1 protein-coding gene and 2 pseudogenes are annotated in these 3770 nt (G+C 34.1%); all 3 read left to right on the forward strand.

Features of this window, described 5'->3' with window-relative positions:
* Positions 1 to 701 (forward strand): annotated as a pseudogene (locus tag V7024_RS22295) (hypothetical protein); the annotation flags it as partial.
* Positions 702 to 855: 154 nt separating this feature from the next.
* Positions 856 to 975, forward strand: a pseudogene (locus tag V7024_RS22300) (small, acid-soluble spore protein, alpha/beta type); the annotation flags it as partial.
* Positions 976 to 1185: 210 nt separating this feature from the next.
* Positions 1186 to 2355 carry an MFS transporter gene (locus V7024_RS22305; protein WP_335524040.1) on the forward strand — a complete coding sequence of 390 codons (1170 nt, stop codon included), beginning with the start codon at positions 1186 to 1188 and terminating at the stop codon, positions 2353 to 2355.
* The last annotated feature ends 1415 nt before the right edge of the window (positions 2356 to 3770 follow it).

Consider the following 3770-nt stretch of genomic DNA (forward strand, 5'->3'; position numbering starts at 1 on the left):
ATACAAGAGAAACGATTCTTACAACATTTGGAGATACCTATGATACGTTTCTAAAAGAGCCTTTTGTTATTTTTTTATCAGAACAAAGTGCTAAAAATGATTATACAGCTAACAATGAAAACCGTGCTTACAAAGCTCCTACTTTTAACAAAGGAGAATTTGGTATTAGTGTGTATGATTATTATAAAAACCAAAACTTTTCTAAGAGAATTAAAATTTTCTATAAAGATGGGAAAGTTGAATATAAAACGATAAAACATGGTCAACAACTTCTGATTAAGCAAGCTGGTATAATAGTGGACTTAAATCCAGATGCCTCAGATCTATATGAACGTGATGTGTATTATATTACACAAAAACAATTAGATGAAGGGAATACTGGTATTGCGCTTACGAATTGGCAAACATATTACTTAAAAAGTGACAATAGTGGTCAAATGAATGGTCCTTTAGCTCTAAAGTACATTAGACGGGAATTTCCAAATATAAAACCAGGTAATGCTTCTTTTGACTTAACAAAACTTTTTCATGCACTACCGGAAGAAAAGCGAAAACTGGCAACGATAACTTCGAATCCAGTAAAAAAATCTGAAATTTTTAGTTATACCTCTGATGAGCTTGCTGAGATAAAGAGACATAAGCTCAGCGTCGTTACACAGCATAAAAATGAAGAATGTTCTTCTATTTCTGTGGAAATTTGAAACAGGGATAACGTCTTGCGAACATGGGAGGATAGTACCAATATTTCAGCTTCATCTAATTGGATCCCAGAAGATAGAAGTACATTTACAATTATTCCGATTGAAAAAGGATTTAATAAGGTGTACATAGAAGCAAATGTGAGGTGAGCGTTAATTCAGTATACAACTTGGTGCAGATACAACAGCTCTTGCAAACGGTTCTGTTGGCGGAGAAATTACAAAACGTTTAGTGGCAATGGCTGAACAACAAATTGGTAGTGGATTTACTCGCTAATTGTATATAGTAAATGGATATGAAGGAGAGACGATATGTCTCTCCTTTTTAATGAAATGATGTTGTTTATATTTAGATGAAGTAGATTATATGCTTTGATTTATATGGGTTTATGATACATATTTTATATATTTTGGCATCATAATGTTAATGTAGTTGACACTAACATTAAAGGAGTGATTAGTCATAAGTTTAAACAATAAAACAAAAATGAGTTTGTGGGCTCTGTCGTCTGTTCCATTAGTCATGACACTAGGGAATTCAATGTTAATTCCAGTGCTACCATTAATCGAAAAAAAATTAAAAATTAGTGATTTGCAAGTTTCTCTTATTATTACGATTTATTCTATTTTTGCTATTATTTTAATCCCTATAGCCGGTTATTTATCTGATAAATGGGGGAGGAAAAGAGTGATTATCCCCAGCCTATTAATAGCAGCTATAGGGGGAACTATCACAGGGTGGGTATCATGGAGGTTTGAAAATCCTTATGTGTGGATTTTAATAGGAAGAATTATTCAAGGGATTGGTTCGGCTGGTGCAATGCCTGTTGTCATTCCTTGTGTAGGTGATATGTTTCAGGATGAAAAACAAGTAAGTAGTGGTCTGGGATTAATAGAAACATCAAATACATTAGGCAAAGTGTTAAGTCCAATTTTAGGCTCTTTTCTATCTTCATTTATTTGGTTTCTGCCGTTTTGGTTTATTCCAATTCTATGTGTTATTTCTATTGTCCTGGTTATTATTTTTGTAAAACCACCTCATCAAGTCAGCGAAGTGTTACCATTAAAAGACTTTCTTCAAAGACTAAAACAAATTTTATATGAAAAGGGACGTTGGCTTTTTACCATCTTTACATTAGGTGGCATTATTATGTTTATTTTATTTGGTGTCCTTTTTTATTTATCTACAGTTTTAGAAAAACGATACCAATTAGAAGGGATACGAAAAGGTTTTGTATTAGCAATTCCACTTGCTTCACTTTCTCTTATATCCTATATAACAGGAAAAAAGATTGGAAATAAGAAGACATTAATGAAATGGTTTATATGTATTGGTTTTTTCATATTAGGAATAACTTTATTAATTCCTGTGTTTTTTAAAAATATTTATATTATTATTATGAGTTTTGTAATTAGTGGAATAGGTATTGGTATTGCACTTCCGAGCTTAGATGCATTAGTAACAGAAGGGGTAGAAAAAGAACAAAGAGGTTCTATTACATCTCTTTATAGTTCAATGCGATTTGTAGGAGTTGCTGCAGGTCCACCTTTATTTGCATTACTAATGAAGGGACCTGATAATTATGTATTCTATCTATCAGTTTTTTTGTCCCTGTTGGGTTGTATATTAGCATACCAATGTATTAAACCAGAGTAGAGTAAGAAATTGAAATAGATTTTCTTTAGGGATGGCTTTGTCATCTCTTTTCCGTTCCAGCTTCTCCTCATCAAACCGTACGTGAGATTTTCCCTCATACAGCTTTCCGATGTTCTTCTTTCTTTGGCGTTCAGTCTATCCTAGCTTCCTACTTTCACAAGCGTGTATGTTATTTTCTTCATCAAGTCTTTAGTACGACTATGTTTCTTTCGAACATTTCTTTTCTTATTCCAGAAAAGATTCAGTCGCTCCAAAACGTACCAATCTATTTTACCAAGCCACTTCCGTCCAATTGGTGATAGGTTATAATAGGAGTCACGTCACATCGCGATCAAGCTAACAAATAAAAATACCGCAAAGTATTTATTTGCAACCATAACAATAGAATAATTAATTATAAATTTGAGAATATTATCTTCATTGAAATCCCCACGATAGGAGGTAAATCAATGGATTGTAATACCACATCTACAGAATGTAAACAACTATATCAATTAGTAATTAATGCCCAAAACAATGCCCAAACTATCCACCAAGCTGCATGTAAAAACTTACCTGCTGGACAGCACGCACCTCAGTGCAACCAAGCCTATGCATATTTCCATGAACAGACCACAAAATGGAGAACAACATGCTGTCACTAATAACAGAAAGGAGCCCCGCGATGGCTAATATGGAACAAATATGGGCGTATACTAGAACCTATATGGTAAGCGCTAGAACAAATCCAGAGCCGACATCTTTCATTGCTGATTTGAACAGTTTAAGGTTAACTGTTTCCGAAATGAATTGGCTTAAACAAAAAGTAGTGAGTTGGCCTGGCGGAAACCAACTTATCATCAATGCAACCTTAGACGATCTCCGACATGTCCAGACGCATTGAACCAGATATTGGTCACTCTGCATTATTAGTCTTATTCTAGATTATGACTAAACAGTTTTTCTATAATGAGGGAGGAATAATATGAACGAGGAACAACATGATTGTGGTTCAGCCAAGAATGAATCCACTAAAATTAGCGAGAATGAACGGCCATTAAGTTGTGGAGAACGGTGCCCTTATTGTCCACTCATCCAGCCTGGTTATTGCTACCTACATAAAGGACACGGCAGTCCACATAGATGCAACCGGAACTCTTCACATACGTGGAGTTAATCATAATAGGGGTAGCGCGCACATTTTAACCTTTTTATACGTTAAGGGATTCTCAAAACTCAATATTATTTGTTTCAATTGAGACTTTGATTCAGAGATGAGTTTTGAGAAATATTTCAAGCTATTTTCAGCATATTTTAGGCTGAATTTCATTTATCTCAAATACCCTCGTTTTTGAGACTGAATAAGTCGCTTAGAGTAGTAAAATCAACGTTTTTTATGTCGAAAATTGCTTAGCGCATATTTTCGTTAAAATGTT

The sequence above is a fragment of the Bacillus sp. JJ864 genome, from assembly GCF_036963045.1.
Lineage (GTDB): Bacteria > Bacillota > Bacilli > Bacillales > Bacillaceae_G > Bacillus_A > Bacillus_A pseudomycoides_C.